We start from the raw sequence: 17,830 nt of genomic DNA, 5'->3' as shown, positions 1-17,830 counted from the left end.
TGGGCCGGGTGCGCGAAGCCTGGTTGGGATGTGTGCTGGCGGGTGCGGTGGGCGACGCCCTCGGCGGCCCGGTGGAGTTCATGGGGTTGGCCGAGATCCGCTCCCGCTTCCCGGGCGGCGTGCGCGAGTACGCCACGGCCTACGGCGGCGTCGGCCGCATCACCGACGACACCCAGATGACCCTGTTCACGCTGGAGGCGATGATCCGGGCGCAGATGGCGCGCGGGCTGGGCTTGGCCGAGCACCCGATCTCGGTGCTCCAGCACGCCTACCAGCGGTGGTACCACACCCAGGGCACGCCGTGGCACCGCGCGGGCGGGACCTACGCGCTGGCCGAGCGCCCCGACGGCTGGCTGGTCGCCGAGCAGGCCCTGCACAGCCGCCGCGCCCCCGGCGCGACCGTCCTGGCCGCCCTGCGCGGGTTCGCGGGCGGCATCCCGTCGGGGTCGCCGGAGCACCGCATCAACGACTCCAAGGGCTGCGGCGCGGTCATGCGGGCCGCCCCGGTCGCGCTGTGGTCCACCGACGCGGCCGCGGTCTTCGACCTGGCCGCCCGCTCCGGCGCGCTGACCCACGGCCACCCCAGCGGCTACCTCAGCGCGGGCGCCCTGGCCTTCCTGGTCCGCCGCCTGCTCGACGGCGCCGCCCTGCCGACCGCCCTGGACGAGGTCCGCGCCGAGCTGGCCGAGTGGGACGGCGGCGCGGAGACCGAGGCCGCGCTGGCCGCCGCCACCGCCCTGGCCGAGAAGGGCCGCCCGACCGCGGAGTCGCTGGAGACCCTCGGCGGCGGCTGGGTCGGCGAGGAGGCGCTGGCCATCGCCGTCTGCGCCGCCCTCACCGCCACCGACCTCCTCGACGGCCTCGCGCTGGCCGCCGAGCACTCCGGTGACAGCGACTCCACCGCCGCCATCTGCGGCAACCTCCTGGGTGCGATCACCGGCGCGGCCGCCATCCCACCCCGCCTCCTGGCCGACCTCGAACTCCGCGACCCCATGATCCGCCTGGTCGACGACGCCCTGATGGTCTACGCCGCCGACCAGGTGGACCCGGCCTGGCAGGAGCGCTACCCGGCCTGGTGAGTCAGGACCGCGCCTGGGCGTCGAGCAGGTGGGCGACGGTCTCGGTGATGCGCATGGCCTGGGGCACGTGCAGCCACTCGTCCGGGACGTGGGCGTTGCTGTCGGGGCCCAGGGCGCCGGTGATGACGAACTGCGCGGACGGGTAGCGCTCGGCGAGCAGGCCCATGAACGGGATCGAGCCGCCGAGGCCGACGGTGCGCCACGGCTCGCCGAAGACCTCCGCCGATGCCTGGTCCAGGGCGGTGCGCAGCCACGGGGCCAGCGGCGGGGCGTTCCAGCCGTTGGCGATGTCGATGCGGCTGAACTCGATCGTCGCGTCGTTGGGGACGTCGGTGGTCAGGGTCTTCTGGATGGCCGCGAGGGCCTTGTCGGCGTCGGCGGTCGGCGGGAGGCGGAAGCTCAGCGACAGCGTGGTGAACGGGCGCAGCACGTTGCCCGCGTCGGCGGGCTCGGGCAGCCCGGCCGCGCCGACGACGCTGAGCGTGGGCCGCCAGCTGTTGTTGAGGATCAGCTCCAGCTCGTCGTCGGACATCGGGCTGGTCCGCCCGTGCAGGGGGAAGGTGGCGCGCAGCGCGCCGGGGGCGGCCGCTGCGGTGGCGCGGGCCTCGGCGACCCGGTCGGCCGGGATGTCCACGGTCAGCTCGGGGAGCAGCAGCTCGCCGGTGGCGGCGTCCTCGATGCGCTCCAGCAGGGCGCGCAGGACGCGGAAGGAGCTGGGCGCGATGCCGCCTGCCAGGCCGGAGTGCTGGCCCGCGTCGAGCACCCGGGCCGTGACGTCGATGGAGATCAGCCCGCGCAGCGAGGTGGTCAGCCACAGCCGGGAGTAGTCCTGCCCGCCGGAGTCCAGGCAGACCACCAGCGCGACCTCGCCCAGCCGCTCGCCCAGGTGCTCCAGGTAGGCGGGCAGGTCGGGGCTGCCGGACTCCTCGCCGGTCTCCAGCAGGATCACGCACCGCGAGTGCTGCCCGCCCGCCGCGCGCACCGCCTCGATGGCCGCGGTCGCGGCGTACCCGGCGTAGCCGTCGTCGGCGCTGCCGCGCCCGTACAGCCGCTCCTCCCGCTGCACCGGCGTCCACGGGCCCAGGCCGTCGGACCAGCCGCCGACCGGCGGCTGCTTGTCGAGGTGGCCGTAGAGCAGCACGGTGCCCGCGTCGGCCGTGCCGGGCACGTCGACCAGCAGCAGCGGCGAGCGCTCCGGCAGCCGCACCACCTCCAGCTCCGCGCCCGGCAGGCCGCGGCCCGCGATCCAGGCGCGCAGGTGCTCGACGGCGGCGTCGAGGTGCCCGTTGGCCGCCCAGTCGGCGTCGAAGGTCGGGGAGAGCGCGGGGATGGCGATGAAGTCGCGCAGGCTGGGCAGGACCGCGTCCGCCCAGACCGCGCGCACGCCCTGCTGAACGGCTGCGGTGTCCACGCCCCGATCCTGCCATCACCGAAGCTGAGATCGTCTCAGCCGGGTTGGGCCAGGCTCGGCGGTGAGCCCGCGGCCCAGTCCTTCCCGCCGGCGGCCGCGGGCTCACCCTCCCACGTGACGCACCTCACGACCGCCCCGACTCGATCACCACCGCCGCCGCGCCCGCGCCCGCACGCTGCGCCGATCGCCGTCCGCTATGGCGACCAATCGTCGGTAGTCCGATGGTTTTCCCAGGTCAGAGCGCCGCCGTAGGTAACGAACGGGCTGTGCGGGCTCACCGGATCGGGGTGCGCCATGCCAGGATGTGGGAACGAACCGTCAGCGTCGACGGGGCCGTTGCCGATGACAAGCGGCGGCGGCGACCCGCGGCGCGGCCGTGCCCGCCCGCCACGAGCGGGGGTGCGGACCGGAGGAGATAGAGGAGAACCACATGTCCTCTGCCGAACAGTGGACGCACCCGGAACCCCGGGAGGGGCCAGCCGCGACCGCCGCCGCTCCGACAGCAGAGCAGGTGATCGCGGGTTTGCGTGCGACCAGCGAGGGCGGGCCGGAGCTGGTGCAGCTCCTGACCCCGGAAGGCGAGCGGGTCGAGAACCCCCGGTTCGACCGCTACGTCGCCGACGTCACCGATGAGGACCTGCGCGGGCTCTACCGCGACATGGTGCTGGTGCGCCGGGCCGACCGCGAGTCCAACGCCCTGCAGCGGCAGGGCCAGCTGGGCATCTGGGTCCCGCTGCTGGGCCAGGAGGCCGCCCAGATCGGGGCGGGCCGGGCGCTGCGGCCGACCGACATGGTGTTCCCCTCCTACCGCGAGCACGGCGTCGCCTGGTGCCGGGGCATCAAGCCCGAGGAGCTGCTGGGCATCTTCCGCGGCACCGACAACGGCACGTGGGACTCCGTGGCCCACCGCTTCCACCCCTACACCATCGTGATCGGCAACCAGGTGCTCAACGCCGCCGGGTACGCGATGGGCCAGCGGTTCGAGGGCAAGGTCGGCGACGACGACGGCGAAGCCACGATGTGCTTCTTCGGCGACGGCGCCACCAGCCAGGGCGACGTGCACGAGGGCTTCGTCTGGGCCGCGGTCTACGACGCGCCGCTGGTGTTCTTCTGCCAGAACAACCAGTGGGCGATCTCCGAGCCCACCGAGCGCCAGTCGCGGCTGCCGCTCTACCAGCGGGCCCGCGGCTACGGCTTCCCCGGCATCCGGGTGGACGGCAACGACGTGCTGGCCTCCCTCGCGGTCTCCCGGTGGGCGCTGGACGAGTGCCGCCACGGCAACGGCCCGGTGCTGATCGAGGCGTTCACCTACCGGATGGACGCCCACACCACCACCGACGACCCGACCCGCTACCGGCTCTCCGACGAGCTGGAGGCGTGGAAGCTCAAGGACCCGATCGAGCGCGTCCGCGTCCACCTGGTCCGCCACGGCATGGCCGACCAGGACTTCCTCGACTCGGTCCAGGCCGACGCCGACAAGATGGCCGCCGACCTGCGCGAGTTCTGCTTCAACATGCCCGATCCTCCGGTGCGGCAGATGTTCGACAACGTCTACGCCGAGCCCAGCCCGTTCCTCGACGCCCAGCGCGACGAGTTCCTGTCGTACCTGTCCGCCTTCGGAGGTGAGCACTGATGGCCGCGCCCGCGATCAACCAGGCCAAGGCCGCCGCCCCGGCCGTGCAGTCGCTGACCATCGGCAAGGCGCTCAACCTGGGCCTGCGGGCGGCGATGGAGGCCGACCCCAAGGTGCTGGTGATGGGCGAGGACGTCGGCAAGCTCGGCGGCGTCTTCCGGATCACCGACGGGCTGCAGAAGGACTTCGGCGAGCACCGCGTGCTCGACACCCCGCTGGCCGAGTCCGGGATCATCGGCACCGCGGTCGGCCTGGCCGTGCGCGGCTTCCGCCCGGTGTGCGAGATCCAGTTCGACGGGTTCGTCTTCCCCGGCTTCGACCAGATCGTCTCCCAGGTCGCCAAGCTGCACACCCGCACCCAGGGCCGGGTGAAGGTGCCGATGGTCATCCGCATCCCCTACGGCGGCGGCATCGGCGCGGTCGAGCACCACTCGGAGTCCCCGGAGTCCTACTTCGCCCACACCGCCGGGCTCAAGGTCGTCACCTGCTCCAACGCCGTGGACGCCTACTGGATGATCCAGCAGGCCATCCGCTGCGACGACCCGGTGCTGTTCTTCGAGCCCAAGCGCTACTACCACTCCGCGGCGATGAAGGCCGAGATCGATCCGGCCGCCACCCCGGACCCGCTGTTCGCCACGCGGGTCGTGCGTGCGGGCACCACGGCGACGCTGGTCGCCTACGGCCCGTCGGTGAAGGTCGCGCTGGACGCGGCCACCGCGGCCGAGGAGGACGGGCACTCCCTGGAGGTCATCGACCTGCGCGCGCTGTCCCCGCTGGACCTCGGCCCGGTGTTCGACTCGGTGCGGCGCACCGGCAGGCTCGTGGTGGTGAGCGAGTCGCCGTCGGAGGCGTCCATCGGCTCGGAGATCGCCGCGCGGGTGCAGCAGGAGTGCTTCTACTCGCTGGAGGCGCCGGTGCTGCGCGTGCACGGCTTCGACGTGCCGTACCCCCCAGCCAAGCTGGAGGAGCACTTCCTGCCCGACCTCGACCGGGTGCTCGACGCCGTCGACCGCTCGCTGGCCTGGTGATCGACTGATGCCGCAGTTCAAGAGCTTCCCCCTGCCCGACACCGCCGAGGGCCTGACCGAGGCGGAGATCCTCTCCTGGCGCGTGCAGCCCGGCGACGAGGTCGCGGTCAACCAGATCATCGTGGAGATCGAGACCGCCAAGGCCGCCGTCGAGCTGCCGTGCCCGTGGGCGGGCGTGGTGACCGAGCTGCACGTGCAGCCCGGGGAGACGGTCGCGGTCGGCACGCCGATCCTGACCATCGACACCGACCCCGGCGGCGCGGCGGCCCCCGCGGCCGAGGCCCCCGCCGAGGAGGAGATGAAGCCGCTGGTCGGCTACGGCTCCAAGGCGGTCACGGCCAAGCGCCGGGCGCGCCGGGGCGGCCCGGCCGTGCCTGCCGAGCCCGCGGCCGCCGCGGTGCAGCAGCAGGTGGGCGCGGCGTTCACCCCGAACGGCTCCGCGCCCGCGCCTGCCGCCGCCCCGGCCGCCGAGCCCGCGCCTGCCGCAGCCCCGGCCGCCGAGCCCGCGCCTGCGGGCGGGTACGTCCCGCTGGCCAAGCCGCCGGTGCGCAAGCTGGCCAAGGACCTCGGGGTCGACCTGCGGACGCTGACCGGGACCGGCGCCGACGGCGTCATCACCCGCGAGGACGTCCAGCAGGCGGCGGCCGGGCCGGAGCCTGCGGCCCAGCCGGTGGCCCGCGGCGGCGAGCGCCGGGTGCCGATCAAGGGCGTGCGCAAGGTGACCGCCCAGGCGATGGTCAGCAGCGCCTTCACCGCCCCGCACGTCACCGAGTTCCTGACCGTCGACGTGACGCCGATGATGGAGCTGCGGGCCCGGCTGAAGAACCACCGGGAGTTCCGCGACGTCCGGCTGACCCCGCTGGCCTTCTGCGCCCGCGCGGTGACCCTGGCCATCAGGCGCACGCCGGAGGTCAACGCGGCGTGGGACGAGGCCGCCCAGGAGATCGTCTACAAGGACTACGTGCACCTGGGCATCGCCGCGGCGACCCCGCGCGGGCTGATCGTGCCGAAGGTCCGCGACGCCGAGCAGCTCTCCCTGCGCGAGCTGGCGCTCGCGCTCGACGAGCTGACCACGACCGCCCGCGAGGGGAAGACGCCGCCCGGCGACATGGTCAACGGCACCTTCACCATCACCAACGTCGGCGTCTTCGGCGTCGACACCGGCACCCCGATCATCAACCCCGGCGAGTCGGCGATCCTCGCCTTCGGCGCGATCCGGGACATGCCGTGGGTGGTGGACGGCGACATCAAGGTCCGCAAGGTCTGCCAGCTCGCGCTGAGCTTCGACCACCGCCTGGTCGACGGGCAGCAGGGGTCGGAGTTCCTCGCCGACGTCGGCGCGCTGCTCGCCGACCCGGGGATGGCGCTGGCGTTCTGACGCCGCCGCGCGGGGGGTGGGGGCGCTGGTCCCCACCCCCTGCGTCATGCGGGCAGGTCGAAGTAGCCGGTCAGGGTGGCGGCGAAGGCGATGTCGCCCTTGGCCTTGACCTTCCCCGACAGGAACAGCACCGGCAGGCTCACCGCCCCGATCACCGCCCGCAGGAAGTCGGCCGGGTCGACGGTGATGGTGACGCGCGGGTCGGCCGTGGGCTCGGTGCCCGTCGCGCAGCGGCCGTCGCGGATGCGGGTCTCGAAGCGGTCCGGGCCGGACTCCCCGCCGGGGAAGCACCAGTGCACGACCGCGCGCAGGCAGGCGGCCCGGCCCGGGTCCAGGTGCGCGGACATGCGCCGGAAGACCTCGTCGAGCACGACATGGCGCAGGCGGGGGTGGTCCATCAGCGCCGCGATTTGCTCCCGCGACGCTTTGCGGAGGAATCTGGTGAACGCCGCCGTGCTCAACGCGCCGAGCCGCACGCCGGTGCCCGCCGTTCCGAGCACGTCCAGCACCGACAGCAGGTCGACGAACTGCGCCGGGGTCAGCAGCGCGGGGTCGACCAGCTCGGTGAAGCCGTCGAGGTCGGTCGGCCGCGGGGGCAGCCGGTGCCACTTGCGCCCGCGCACCGCCCTCACCCGCGCGGGAGGTCGAAGAGGCCGGACAGGCCCGCGGCGAAGGCCAGGTCGCCGCGCACCTTCAGCTTCCCGGTCAGGAACAGCACCGGGGCCGAGGCGTTCTGGGTGACCAGCTTGAGGAAGTCGGCGGGCGCCAGGGTGATGGTCGTCCGCGGCGTGCGCGCCATGTCCCGGTTGACCGAGCAGGACCCGTCGGCGAAGACGGTCTCCCAGCGGTCGTAGCCGCCCGCGCCGACCCCGTCGGTGAGCCGCCAGTGCACGACCGCGTCGAGGTCGCGGACGCGGTCCGCGCGCAGGTGGGCGCCCGCGCGGCGGAAGACCTCGTCGACGATCCGGGCGCGCAGGCCGGGCTCGGCCAGCACCGCCTGGAGCTGCTCGCGGGTGGCCAGGGTGATGATCCGGGCGAAGGTGGCCGGGCGCATCCGGGCCAGGTCGACGTGCGCGCCCGCCGCCGCCAGCCGGGTGATCGCCGCCAGCAGCGCGGTCAGGTCGGCGCCGCGCAGCTTCCGCGGATCGATCGCCTGCCCGATAGCATCCACGTCGATGTGCCGTGCGGCGATGTCCTCGGGGTTCATCCGATCGAGCAAGTCGACCAGTTCCCGCGGCGTGCGGGCGCCCAGCTCCACCTCGGCGCCCTGCGGCTCGGACATGGCCACCTCCCTCAGACCTACTCGCCAGTAGGCTACGGGCGGGTAGCTTGGACTGGCAAGGGCAAACCAAGGGGAGGAGCGCGGACGTGAGCGTCGACGAACGCCGTCCGACGAAGGTCAAGCGGCTGCCGCGGGAGGTCCGCGAGCGGCAGATCCTCGACGCGGCCGTCCGGGTCTTCTCCCAGCACGGCTACCACAGCGCGTCGATGGACGAGATCTCCGAGGTCGCGGGCGTGTCCAAGCCGATGATCTACGCCTACCTCGGGCACAAGGAAGACCTGTTCGCCGCCTGCATCCGGCGCGAGGCGTCGCTGCTCATCGAGGCCATCGCCGCGGGCGTGCAGGCCGAGCTGCCGCCGGACATGCAGCTCTGGCACGGCCTGCGGGCGTTCTTCCGGTTCGTCGGCGAGCAGAAGGAGAGCTGGCGCGTCCTGCACCGCCAGGCCACCTCGCAGGGCGGGCCGTTCAGCGAGGAGCTGCTGGCCATGCGCGACCGGGCCATCGCCCTGGTCGACGCCCTGCTGGTGCGCTCGGCGACCAGCCGGGGCATGGCCGAGGCGGCCACCAAGTCGACCGAGGCGCTGGCCGCCGCGCTCGTCGGGGCCAGCGAGTCCCTGGCCGACTGGTGGCTCGACCACCCCGAGGTCCCGGACAAGGTCGTCGCCGGGTGGCTGATGAACCTGGTCTGGATGGGCTTCGGCGACCTCGTCGACGGCAAGGTCTGGACGCCCGCGGCCCCGACGGCGTGATCAGCAGTAGTTGAGCATCGACGCCAGCGCCGACTTCTCCGCCGACTGGGCGGACAGGCCGTAGGCGTGCTTGGTGCGGATCCACATCTTGGCGTAGGTGCACCAGTAGGCCGTCCGCGACGGCTTCCACGTGCTCGGGTCCTGGTCGCCCTTGCTCTGGTTGACGTTGTCGGTCACCGCGATGAGCTGCGGGTTGCCCAGGTCGTTGGCGAACGCCTGCCGCCGCGCGGTCGTCCACGACGCCGCCCCGGACCGCCACGCCTCGGCCAGCGGCACGATGTGGTCGATGTCGACGTCGGCTGGGTTGTACCAGGTCGCGCCGTCGTACGGGCTGTACCAGGAGCCCGAGGTGGCGTAGCACGAGGAGTCCGTCGACACGTTCGAGCCGTCGCGCTTGAGGACGGTCTCGCGGGTGTTGCAGGAGCCGGAGATGGTGATCCAGTGCGGGAACTTGTCGCGCGAGTAGCCGCTCATCGACCCCTCGCCCGCCACCCGCAGCGCCGCCAGCTCGGCGCGGGCGGTGGACTCGCTGGGGATGTTGGGCGGGGTCGCGGCCGCCGGCCCTGCGAGCCCGACGGTGATGGCGGCGGATAACAGCAGGGAGCCGAGCAGAGCACGCGCCTTCGTCATCGTTTCCTCCGTGAGCAGGGACACACGTGGAGCGGGTCAACCGTGACGAATCGAGGTGGAATGCCTCACACCACAGGGTGACCCGCTGACGACGGCGAGTGGAAGATCTCCCGGCGCAGGTTGCTCCGATCAGACCAGCCCGCGGGCGAGCCGGAGGTCGGCGGTGTGCCGGTACCAGGTCCAGCGGCCCGCCTCCCGCGGGTGGTCGACCCCGTCGCTGCGCGGGATGACCGGCAGGCACCCCGCCTGCACCGCGCGCCCGTGGAAGCTCTGCACGCGCTTGCCCAGCAGCCCGATCCGGATCACCCGCACCTCCAGCCCCGCCCCGACAGCGGGCCTGACCTCGATGCGGCTGGCCCGGCCGCGCAGCACCACCGTGTCGTCGCAGTAGACGACGCCGCGGATCTGCGGCAGCACCCCGAGGCCGACGAGCACCCCGCCGGTGTCGTCGCGGATCAGCGGGACCGCGTCGACCTCGGCCCGCAGCGCGACCTCGGCGGCCCGGCGCGGGTCGACCGGCAGGTCCCAGAGCGCGGCGACCGCCGATCCCGGGTCCACGGGCACGTACCCGACCGCGACCGCCTCCAGCCGCTCCTTGCGCATCAGCCGCAGCGCGACCGCGGCGAGGTCGGCGTCGGTGCCGTGCACGATGAGCCGCTCCACGCCCGCGAGCAGCGGATCGATGGCCGCGCGATCGGGTCGCGCAGGCACCCCGCGGACGTCGATGTCGTCACTGTCGGTGAACAGTGCGGTGGTATCGGCGACCCGGTCGTTTCCGCAGGCCAGCACGAGTGCGCTCACGCTTGTCTCCTGGTCTAGGCTGAGTCACCGGCATTCGCCCGCGCGTTCCGGGTCCGGGTGTCACAGCACTCCACTTGACGAACACCTGGAGTTTCACATGCCGGCAATCGTGCTGATCGGCGCCCAGTGGGGCGACGAGGGCAAGGGCAAGGCGACCGACCTGCTCGGCGACCGGGTCCAGTGGGTCGTGCGCTACCAGGGCGGCAACAACGCGGGCCACACCGTCGTGCTGCCCGACGGGCAGAAGTTCGCCCTGCACCTCATCCCGTCCGGCATCCTCACCCCCGAGGTGACCTGCGTCATCGGCAACGGCGTCGTCGTCGACCCGGCCGTGCTGCTGCGCGAGCTGGCCGGGCTGGAGGAGCGCGGCGTCGACACCTCCCGCCTGCTGGTCTCCGCCGACGCGCACCTGATCATGCCCTACCACGTGGCCATCGATAAGGTCACCGAGCGCTACCTCGGCAAGGCGAAGATCGGCACGACCGGGCGCGGCATCGGCCCGGCGTACCAGGACAAGGTGGCCAGGGTCGGCGTGCGCGTGCAGGACCTGCTGGACGAGAAGATCCTGCGGCAGAAGGTCGAGGCCGCCCTGGACACCAAGAACCAGGTGCTGGTCAAGGTCTACAACCGCAAGGGCCTCGACGTCGACCAGGTCGTGGAGGAGGTGCTCGGCGCCGGCGAGAAGTTCGCCCACCGCATCGCCGACACCCGGCTGCTGCTCAACCAGGCGCTCGACCGCGGCGAGACCGTGTTGCTGGAGGGCTCGCAGGGCACCCTGCTCGACGTCGACCACGGCACCTACCCGTTCGTGACCTCCTCCAACCCGACCTCGGGCGGGGCGTGCGCGGGCTCGGGGCTGGGGCCGACCCGGATCACCACGGTCATCGGCATCCTCAAGGCGTACACCACGCGCGTGGGCTCCGGCCCGTTCCCGACCGAGCTGCACGACGACCTGGGCGAGCGGCTGCGCAAGGTCGGCGGCGAGTTCGGCGTCACCACCGGCCGCCTGCGCCGCACCGGCTGGTTCGACGCGGTCATCGCCCGCTACGCCGCGCGCGTCAACGGCATCACCGACTACTTCCTGACCAAGCTCGACGTGCTCTCCGGCCTGGACCAGGTGCCGGTGTGCGTGGCCTACGAGGTCGACGGGCGCCGGGTCGACGAGATGCCGATGACCCAGACCGACGTGCACCACGCGGTGCCGGTGTACGAGACGCTGCCGGGCTGGTTCGAGGACATCAGCCACTGCCGCACCTGGGAGGAGCTGCCCGCCAACGCCCGGGCCTACGTCGAGCACCTGGAGCGCATCTCCGGGGCGCGGGTGTCGGCCATCGGGGTCGGGCCCGGCCGCGACCAGACCATCGTCCGGCACGAGCTGGCCGGGCCCGCCCGCGGCTAGCGCTCGTCCCGCGACGCCACGGCGATGTCGGGGTTGTCGGCGAAGACGCCGTCGACCCCGGACCGCCAGAAGGCGTCCAGCTCGGCGAAGAGGTCGCCGTAGGCCGCCGGGTCGGCCGAGGAGCGCAGGCCCGCCGGGAGGAACTGGTTCTCGGCGCGGAAGGTGTACGGGTGCACCAGCAGGCCCGCGGCGTGGGCGTCGCGGACCAGGGTGGTGGGCCGGGCGAGGTTGCCCGCCGCGTCGCGCGGGATGACCAGGTCCTTGGCCGGGCCGATGCCGTCGGCGTAGGTGGCGACCTCGCGCAGGCCCGCGGGCGTCATCAGGTCGCGGTAGGTGCGGGGGTCGCCCGCCGCGGTGAAGTCGTACGGGCGGCCCGACGCGCTGGTCAGCTGCACCAGCGGCACGCGCAGGTGCCGGTCGAGTTGCTTGAGGTTGGCGACCTCGAAGGACTGCACGAACACCTTCGCGCCCGGCCGGTTGAGCCCGTTGCGGTTGAGGACGCGGACCAGCTCGGGCTCCAGCGGCAGGCCGATGCGCTGGAAGTAGGTGGGGTGCTTGGTCTCGGGGTAGATGCCGATCTCCCGGCGCAGCTCCCGCGACAGCCGCTTGGCCAGGTCGATGACCTCCTGCAGGGTCGGGACCTCGTAGCGGCCGTTGTAGACGGTGTTGCGCTGGCGGACGTCGGGGATGCGCTCGACGGCGTTGAGCGTCTTCAGCTCGGCGAGGGTGAAGTCCTCGGTCCACCAACCGGTGACCGGTGTCCCGTCGAGCACCTTGGTCCGCTTGCGGTCGGCGAACTCCGGGCGCGCGCCGACATCGGTCGTGCCGCCGATCTCGGGCTCGTGCCGGGCGACCAGGACACCATCCTTAGTGGACACCAGATCCGGTTCGATGTAGTCCGCGCCCATCCGCGCGGCCAGCTCGTAGGCGGCCAGGGTGTGCTCGGGCCGGTAGCCCGACGCGCCCCGGTGCCCCACGACCACCGGCTCGGCCCGGTGCCCCCGGTGCTCGGGCGCGGCGCTGGCCGGGCTCAGCGTCACCACGCCGAGCACCGACACCGCGGACAGGACCAACGCACTCAACGCGCGCATGCGCAACCTCCTCGGTCAGGACGGCCCACCTTGATCCGCGGGCGCAACACCCGCCTGACGGCCGCCCGACGGCCGGGTGAACCCCTGGCGGCAGGCGCGCATGCCGGGGCCGACCAGACGATCCGGGCCTGCGCCATCTAGGCTCCCGTGCCGTGCGAGTCCTGGTGATCGGCTCCGGCGCCCGTGAGCATGCCCTCGTCCTTGCCCTCTCGCAGGACCCGGCGGTGACGGCGCTGGCCTGCGCCCCCGGCAACGCCGGGATCGCCGCGCTGGCCGAGACGCCCCCGGTCGACGCCGCCGACAAGGCCGCGGTCGCCGACCTGGCCCGGCGCTGGTCGGCCGATCTGGTGGTGATCGGCCCCGAGGTGCCGCTGGTGGCGGGCGCCGCCGACGCCGTGCGCGCCGCGGGCATCGCCTGCTTCGGCCCGGGCGCGGCGGCCGCGCGGATCGAGGGCTCCAAGGCCTTCGCCAAGGACGTCATGACCGCGGCGGGCGTGGCGACCGCGCACAGCGAGGTCGTCGACAACCCCGCCCGCCTCGACGCCGCCCTGGCCCGCTTCGGCCCCACCTGGGTGGTCAAGGACGACGGCCTCGCCGCGGGCAAGGGCGTCGTGGTCACCACCGACGTCGCCGCGGCCCGCGCCCATGCGATGACCCTGCTCGACGGCGGCCACCCCGTCCTGCTGGAGTCCTACCTGGACGGCCCGGAGGTGTCGCTGTTCTGCCTGGTCGACGCCGAGGGCACCGTCGTGCCCCTGCTGCCCGCCCAGGACTTCAAGCGCGTCGGCGACGGGGACCACGGTCCGAACACCGGCGGCATGGGCGCCTACAGCCCGCTGCCCTGGGCCCCCGAGGGCCTGGTCGAGGAGATCGTGCGCGACATCGTCAAGCCGGTCGTCGACGAGCTGGCCGCCCGCGGCGCCCCCTTCACCGGCCTGCTCTACGCCGGGCTCGCCCTGACCTCCACCGGCCCCCAGGTCATCGAGTTCAACTGCCGCTTCGGCGACCCCGAGACCCAGGCCGTGCTGGCCCTGCTGCGCACCCCGATGGCGGGCCTGCTGACCGCGGCCGCCACCGGCGCCCTCGCCGCCCACCCCCCGCTGGACTGGGCCGACGGCGCCGCCGTCACCGTCGTCATCGCCGCCGACGGCTACCCCGGCCGCCCCCGCACCGGCGACGTCATCACCGGCTCGGAAGCCCACGGAGTCCTGCACGCGGGCACCCGCCGCCGCGACGACGGCGCCATCGTCTCCTCCGGCGGCCGAGTCCTGTCGGTCGTCGGCACCGGCCCCACCCTCGCCGAAGCCCGCGCCGAGGCGTACCGCCTCGTCAACGCCGTCCACCTCGCAGGCTCCCACCACCGCACCGACATCGCCCTGCGCGCCGAACGCGGCGAGATCACCGCGGGCTAGCCCGGAACCCCCGGCCGCGATACTTCGTCAAAGTTCAGGTAGGCCCAACAACGCCGTTGGTAGCCTGCGAACCGAGACGACACGGTCACGATGCGTACGGGGGTGCGTGGCATGAACATCGGTGCTGTCGGCAAGATCGCAGGCGCGGTCGTCGCCGACCTCCAGTCCCTGGCCACCGCAAGCTCCGGCCAGTTCATCGTCGACAAGGACAACGTCCTGGCCGCCGCCAAGATCATCAGCACCCAGGTCGACCAGCTCAAGACGCGGCTGTCCGACGCCTCCCGCGACCTGCGTGTCGTGCCCCCCGGTGGGGACATGGTCAGCGGTCTGGTCGCCAAGGAATGGAACGAGCGCCTGCTGTTCGCTGACGATTCCTACGCCCGGCGGGTGAAGGATTACGTCGTGGGCTTGGAGAACCTGGTGGTCCAACTCCAGGAGAGCGCCCTCGCCTACGGCTACAACGAGGAAGAGATCGCCCAAGCGCTGGGGAAGACCAGTGCGTAAGGCCGTGGCCCTGGTGGCCGTCGTGGTGCTCGCGAGCGCGTGCAGCACGCCAGAGCAAGGTCAGCCCCGGCCGGGCGATCCGGGCGGTACGACGCAACCGCCGTCTCCGTCGACGCCCGATGAGCCGGCCGGGGATCTTCCGGATCGCCCCGAGGAGATCCGGCTCGAAGGCGTCAAACCGTGCGATCTGCTCACCGCTGCCCAGCAGGCCGACCTGGAGATCACGCGGTTCCGCGAGCGCGACTACGAAGGCCAGGCCGAATGCGCGTTCACGGTGAACGCCGACTCGGAGATCTTCGACATCACCGTGCTGCTCGACACCCGGGAGGGCGCCGAGGCGTGGTTGACCGAGAACCGGAACGTGGTTGCGAAGCCCACCGAAGTCGGCGGTTTCGGCGCGGTCAACTTCTGGTTCTCCGGGGGCGAGGGGTACGAGCACGGCGCCGACTGCAACACGGCGGTGGACGTCGCCGACGGCCAACACGTCCAGGTGGGCCTGCTTTCCCCGGGCTCGGAGTGGACCCAAGAGCAGTTCTGCGAGATCACCGAGCGGTTCGCCGAAGCGACCATGACGACGCTGCGCGCCAGGTGAGGGGCGGGATATGACCAGCAGTCTCAGCGACATCCGGTTCGAGGGCTTCTCCAACGAGCAGTTGGCGGCCGAGATCGATGGCCTGCGCGGAGGTGCGGGCTCGGAATCCCTGCACCGCGCGGTCGACGCCTTGGTCGACATCGCCAAGGCGCTCGTCGAGACCGATCAGACGCTGCGGGAGGAGTTGGCGAAGATCGGGGTCGAGTGGCGGGGGGCGGCGTCGGAGCGGGGGCATGAGGAGACGCAGAAGGCGAGCATCTACGCCGAGGACGCGGTGCCGAAGGTGGCGAAGTCGGCGGGTGGGGTGAACCAGCAGGGGGACATGTTCTCCCACACCCGCAACTCCGCGCCGAACTCCGAGCAGTTGCGGGGGCCGACGCAGCTCAACGGGTGGGATCGGTTCGCGGGAGCGTTCGGGCACACGACGGACAACGCGCAGAAGGTGCAGAACACGCAGAACGCGCGCAACCAGGCCATCGGCTCGCTGAACGACTACCAGCGGGGCAGCCAGTCCGCGCTCGGCAACCACCAGTCGCTGCCCGTGCCCCCCGGCATGGACCTGGTGTCCCGCGAGCCCGACCGGCACGGGATGACCTCGGCGCAGGGGTTCGACGGGGTGCAGAGCGCCTACACGCCCACCGGGTCGACCGGGCCGGGGCAGCCGGGGTCGACCAGCACGCTGGGGCCGGGGCAGCCCGGGTACACCGGGTTCAACGCGCCCGGCGGGGGGAGCCAGCAGCCCCTGCCCGGGCGGACGGCGGGCATCGGGCCGATGGTGCCCAGCCCGAACGGGCTGCCGGTCTCGCCCGCGCCGGGGCTGCCGCGGCCGGGCTTCCCGATCGGCATGATCGCCGACGCCGGCCTGGTCACCGGGCTCACCGGGGCGACCGCCGGGGGCGCGGCGGCCGGGGCGGCGCTGCCGAAGGACCGGCTGGTGCGGCCCACGTCCGGGACGGGGGCGGGCGCCCGCGGGGCGGGGACGCCGGGGGCGGGCGCCCGCGGGGCGGGGACGCCGGGGGCGGGCGCGCGCGGGCTGGCCGCGGACCTGCCCGACGAGCAGGTCAAGGCGGCGCGGGCGGCCGAGCGGCTCGGCGGCGCGGGCGGCAAGCCCGGGTCGTCGCTGATGTCCCCGGCCGCGGCCAGCGCGCCCGGCGAGGACGACGACGAGCACGTGCGCAAGTACGGCATCGACTCCGACGACGTGTTCGGCGACGACCGGCTGGTCATCGAGGCGGTGCTCGGCGGCGAGGACGCCGATTGACCGCGGCCCTGGTCCTCTCGGCGCTGGAGTTCGACGTCCTGTGGGAGGCCGAGCGCCTGCCCGCCAAGCACGTGGCGCTCGACGTGCCCAGCCCGGGCGCGACGCACAGCGAGCGGGCGCGGCTGGTGGAGCAGGCGTTCGACGGCCTGCAGGCGCGCGGCCTGGCCAAGGGCGGCCGGGCGGTGCCAGAGCTGGCCGACCGGCTCGCGCTGCTGGCCTACCCGCAGGTCTGCGTGGACGCCTGGGTGTGGACCGACCGCGAGATCGCCGCGCTGGCCGTGGCCAGCGGCAACCAGGCGATGCTGGGCGCGGTCGACCGCGGTGAGGTCTGGCTCATCCCGGCCAGGGCGACCGCGCTGGCCGACGCCGCGGTGTCGATCGCGGGCGAGTCCCCCGCGGGCCCGGGCCGCTCGGTGAGCCTGCCCACGGAGGTCCTGCTGGAGGCCGACAGCCGCAGCGGCGGCGACGCCCAGCGCCTCATCACCCTCCTCGCCGAGCGCGACCTGCCGTTCAGCGAGGCCCAGGCGCTGGCGGCGATGGTCTCGGGCATGGGCGTGCGCGGGCAGTTCGGCGCCGAGCGCGCCCAGCGCGACCAGCGCCGCGTGCGCGCGGGCCGCGTCGTCGCCTTCCACGACACCGCGGAGGGCCGCTACCTCTACCTCGCCCGCCCGGCCAACGACGGCCGCATGTGGAGCACGATCACCCCGGCCGACAACGCCCGGCTCACCGCCAGCGTCCGCGAGCTCATCGACGAGACCTGATCACCGCTCGACCAGCACGACGGCCCGCTCGCCCGCGCGGCCCGCGAAGACCGCCTGGGCCGAGCCGCCGTTGACGGCGACCGCGACCCGGCCCGCCGAGTCCAGGAGGACGACGGTCGAGCCGGTCGCCACATCGCCGAAGGTGCGGCCGACGACGGCCTCCAGCGAGCGGCCGCCGATCTCCACGTGCACCCGGCAGCCCGGGGCCGCGCCCGCGACGGCCAGGTCGGGGGCGGTCGCGGCCAGCTGGACGTTGCCGAACCCGTCCGCGCCCAGGACCTCGGTGGTCAGCCGACCCGGCACGGCCGAGGTGACCGGGGCGGGCAGCCGGACCAGGGCGTCCGGGTCGATCTCCGGCCCCAGCTCGCCCAGGTGCCTGCCCGCGGCCAGGTGCGCGGCGGCGGGGGCGAACACGTCGCGCCCGTGGAAGGTCGCCGAGACCGGTTCGAGGCGGTGCTCGGTCAGCTCCACCGCGGCCACCGGCCCGCCCAGCGCCTCGGCCGCGGGGATCAGCAGCCCGTTGTCCGGCCCGACCAGCACCCCGCCCGCCGCCGCGACCGCGACCGCCCGCCGCGCCGTGCCCACGCCGGGGTCCACCACCGCCAGGTGCACCGCGGTCGGCAGGTAGGGCGCCGCCTGCGCCAGCAGCTCCGCCCCCCGGCGCACGTCCTGCGCGGGCACCAGGTGCGTCACGTGCAGCACCCGCACCGCGGGCGCGATCCGCGCGATGACCCCCTCGCAGACGGCGGGGAAGCCGTCGGCCAGGCCGTAGTCGGTGGTGAAGGAGATCCAGTCGTAGGCCATGCCCAGCAGTCTCCC

18 protein-coding genes are annotated in these 17,830 nt (G+C 73.6%); 11 read left to right on the top strand and 7 right to left on the bottom strand.

Going from position 1 to position 17,830, the window contains the following annotated elements:
* The first annotated feature begins 8 nt into the window (after positions 1 to 8).
* Positions 9 to 1,079 carry an ADP-ribosylglycohydrolase family protein gene (locus ACWEPX_RS08470; protein ID WP_451896443.1) on the top strand — a complete coding sequence of 357 codons (1,071 nt, stop codon included), beginning with the start codon at positions 9 to 11 and terminating at the stop codon, positions 1,077 to 1,079.
* Position 1,080: 1 nt separating this feature from the next.
* On the opposite strand, the gene ACWEPX_RS08465 is transcribed toward ACWEPX_RS08470, so the two are convergent.
* Positions 1,081 to 2,490: a M20/M25/M40 family metallo-hydrolase gene (locus ACWEPX_RS08465; protein WP_451896442.1), complete on the bottom strand. Its 1,410-nt coding sequence runs from the start codon at positions 2,488 to 2,490 to the stop codon at positions 1,081 to 1,083.
* A gap of 430 nt (positions 2,491 to 2,920) precedes the next feature.
* Here ACWEPX_RS08465 and pdhA point away from each other — a divergent pair, with 430 nt between their 5' ends.
* From pdhA to ACWEPX_RS08450, 3 genes are read left to right on the top strand one after another with little or no spacing between them, the layout of a single operon-like run.
* Positions 2,921 to 4,123 carry a pyruvate dehydrogenase (acetyl-transferring) E1 component subunit alpha gene (gene pdhA / locus ACWEPX_RS08460; protein ID WP_451896441.1) on the top strand — a complete coding sequence of 401 codons (1,203 nt, stop codon included), beginning with the start codon at positions 2,921 to 2,923 and terminating at the stop codon, positions 4,121 to 4,123.
* Positions 4,123 to 5,151 (top strand): alpha-ketoacid dehydrogenase subunit beta, encoded by a 1,029-nt coding sequence (locus ACWEPX_RS08455; RefSeq protein WP_451896440.1) that lies wholly within the window; start codon positions 4,123 to 4,125, stop codon positions 5,149 to 5,151. Before pdhA ends, ACWEPX_RS08455 begins: the two co-directional genes overlap by 1 nt.
* Before the next feature lie 7 nt (positions 5,152 to 5,158).
* Positions 5,159 to 6,529 carry a dihydrolipoamide acetyltransferase family protein gene (locus ACWEPX_RS08450; protein ID WP_451896439.1) on the top strand — a complete coding sequence of 457 codons (1,371 nt, stop codon included), beginning with the start codon at positions 5,159 to 5,161 and terminating at the stop codon, positions 6,527 to 6,529.
* Between the two features lie 44 nt (positions 6,530 to 6,573).
* On the opposite strand, the gene ACWEPX_RS08445 is transcribed toward ACWEPX_RS08450, so the two are convergent.
* The gene (locus tag ACWEPX_RS08445) at positions 6,574 to 7,152 is read right to left on the bottom strand and encodes an SCP2 sterol-binding domain-containing protein (protein ID WP_451896438.1); all 579 of its coding nucleotides are present in this window, start codon (positions 7,150 to 7,152) and stop codon (positions 6,574 to 6,576) included.
* Between the two features lie 5 nt (positions 7,153 to 7,157).
* A complete protein-coding gene (locus tag ACWEPX_RS08440; protein WP_451896437.1) occupies positions 7,158 to 7,811 on the bottom strand; it encodes an SCP2 sterol-binding domain-containing protein in 654 nt (217 codons plus the stop codon).
* 86 nt (positions 7,812 to 7,897) lie between these two features.
* On the opposite strand from ACWEPX_RS08440, the gene ACWEPX_RS08435 reads away from it, so the two are divergent.
* Positions 7,898 to 8,560: a TetR/AcrR family transcriptional regulator gene (locus ACWEPX_RS08435; RefSeq protein WP_451896436.1), complete on the top strand. Its 663-nt coding sequence runs from the start codon at positions 7,898 to 7,900 to the stop codon at positions 8,558 to 8,560.
* Here ACWEPX_RS08435 and ACWEPX_RS08430 read toward each other — a convergent pair whose 3' ends face one another.
* Both ACWEPX_RS08430 and ACWEPX_RS08425 read right to left on the bottom strand, forming a co-directional pair.
* Complete coding sequence (locus ACWEPX_RS08430; protein WP_451896435.1) at positions 8,561 to 9,190, bottom strand: HNH endonuclease family protein; 630 nt, start codon at positions 9,188 to 9,190, stop codon at positions 8,561 to 8,563.
* Positions 9,191 to 9,319: 129 nt separating this feature from the next.
* Positions 9,320 to 9,991 carry a hypothetical protein gene (locus ACWEPX_RS08425; protein ID WP_451896434.1) on the bottom strand — a complete coding sequence of 224 codons (672 nt, stop codon included), beginning with the start codon at positions 9,989 to 9,991 and terminating at the stop codon, positions 9,320 to 9,322.
* Between the two features lie 97 nt (positions 9,992 to 10,088).
* Here ACWEPX_RS08425 and ACWEPX_RS08420 point away from each other — a divergent pair, with 97 nt between their 5' ends.
* Entirely contained in the window at positions 10,089 to 11,390 is a 1,302-nt protein-coding gene (locus ACWEPX_RS08420) for an adenylosuccinate synthase (protein ID WP_451896433.1), read from the top strand.
* On the opposite strand, the gene ACWEPX_RS08415 is transcribed toward ACWEPX_RS08420, so the two are convergent.
* Positions 11,387 to 12,481: a glycerophosphodiester phosphodiesterase gene (locus tag ACWEPX_RS08415; RefSeq protein ID WP_451896432.1), complete on the bottom strand. Its 1,095-nt coding sequence runs from the start codon at positions 12,479 to 12,481 to the stop codon at positions 11,387 to 11,389. The genes ACWEPX_RS08420 and ACWEPX_RS08415 overlap by 4 nt on opposite strands.
* Positions 12,482 to 12,633: 152 nt before the next feature.
* Here ACWEPX_RS08415 and purD point away from each other — a divergent pair, with 152 nt between their 5' ends.
* The 5 genes from purD (at position 12,634) to ACWEPX_RS08390 (ending at position 17,011) form a co-directional block, all read left to right on the top strand.
* Positions 12,634 to 13,893 (top strand): phosphoribosylamine--glycine ligase, encoded by a 1,260-nt coding sequence (gene purD, locus ACWEPX_RS08410; RefSeq protein ID WP_451896431.1) that lies wholly within the window; start codon positions 12,634 to 12,636, stop codon positions 13,891 to 13,893.
* 111 nt (positions 13,894 to 14,004) lie between these two features.
* Positions 14,005 to 14,397: a hypothetical protein gene (locus ACWEPX_RS08405; protein ID WP_451896430.1), complete on the top strand. Its 393-nt coding sequence runs from the start codon at positions 14,005 to 14,007 to the stop codon at positions 14,395 to 14,397.
* Positions 14,390 to 14,989, top strand: coding sequence for a DUF3558 domain-containing protein (locus ACWEPX_RS08400; protein WP_451896429.1), 600 nt, complete (start codon positions 14,390 to 14,392; stop codon positions 14,987 to 14,989). The genes ACWEPX_RS08405 and ACWEPX_RS08400 overlap by 8 nt, the downstream gene beginning before the upstream one ends.
* 10 nt (positions 14,990 to 14,999) lie before the next feature.
* Positions 15,000 to 16,250 carry a hypothetical protein gene (locus tag ACWEPX_RS08395; protein WP_451896428.1) on the top strand — a complete coding sequence of 417 codons (1,251 nt, stop codon included), beginning with the start codon at positions 15,000 to 15,002 and terminating at the stop codon, positions 16,248 to 16,250.
* Positions 16,247 to 17,011, top strand: a complete 765-nt coding sequence (locus ACWEPX_RS08390) for an ESX secretion-associated protein EspG (RefSeq protein WP_451896427.1) — start codon at positions 16,247 to 16,249, stop codon at positions 17,009 to 17,011. The genes ACWEPX_RS08395 and ACWEPX_RS08390 overlap by 4 nt, the downstream gene beginning before the upstream one ends.
* Here ACWEPX_RS08390 and ACWEPX_RS08385 read toward each other — a convergent pair whose 3' ends face one another.
* The gene (locus tag ACWEPX_RS08385; RefSeq protein WP_451896426.1) at positions 17,012 to 17,815 is read right to left on the bottom strand and encodes an SAM hydrolase/SAM-dependent halogenase family protein; all 804 of its coding nucleotides are present in this window, start codon (positions 17,813 to 17,815) and stop codon (positions 17,012 to 17,014) included.
* Positions 17,816 to 17,830: the final 15 nt, after the last annotated feature.

The organism is Actinokineospora sp. NPDC004072 (genome assembly GCF_053604195.1).
The sequence above is the reverse complement of the archived record's forward strand: the minus strand, read 5'-3'. Positions and strand labels throughout refer to the sequence as shown.